Origin of the sequence: Streptomyces flavochromogenes, from assembly GCF_000717595.1 — a bacterium.
Taxonomy (GTDB): domain Bacteria; phylum Actinomycetota; class Actinomycetes; order Streptomycetales; family Streptomycetaceae; genus Streptomyces; species Streptomyces flavochromogenes.
In genome coordinates this window covers 1-630 of the sequence record NZ_JNZO01000107.1, presented here as the reverse complement: position 1 = coordinate 630, position 630 = coordinate 1, and the positions used below count along the sequence as shown (strand labels likewise).

The 630-nt window shown below is 68.7% G+C and carries 1 protein-coding gene; it reads right to left on the bottom strand.

The window, feature by feature from the left end; all coding sequences use genetic code 11:
- Positions 1–630, bottom strand: a 630-nt coding sequence (locus tag IF00_RS42270) for an RHS repeat domain-containing protein (RefSeq protein WP_037640568.1), incomplete at both ends; no start/stop codon positions are given.

Genomic DNA, 630 nt, shown 5'->3' with positions numbered 1-630 from the left:
CGGGTGCTCCACGTCCTGCACCGCACCGGTGTTGGCGTTGTACGAGGTGTACCACTCGTACGTGCCGGCGAGACCGGTCTCCGACGCCGGGACCGTGACCCTGGTGATCGACGGCTGGTAGGCGTTGTTGTATTCGGCGGCTTCGGCGACGAAGGCGTTGCCGGCGTCGTCGTAGCGAGTGGCGACGTCGGTCGGCCGGTCGGCCTTGTCGTAGGCCGTGACGGCCTTGCCCTTGTCGGGGTCGACGGTCGTGGTCTGGCGGCCACGCGTGTCGTACCCGTACGTCCAGTCGACGCCGGACGGGTCGGTCACCTTGGCCAGTCGGCCCTTGTCGTCGTACGTGTAGTGGGTGGACTGGGCCGAAGTCCGGGCCGCGTCGGTGTACTGCTTCAGCTCGACGGTGCGGTCGAGCGCGTCGACGACGGTCGTCGTGGCGATGCCGCCGGCCGGCGGGACGACCGTGGTCGTGTCACCGGTGTAGGTGTAGGTGGTCTTCTTGGTCGGATCGGTGTACCGCTTGGCGGTGACCGTGGTGGGCCGTCCGAGACCGTCGAACTCCGTCTCGGTCGACGACGGGTACTGCGTCTGCTGCCCGGTGACGAGAACCGGCTCGGGTGCGCCGGTCGCGAA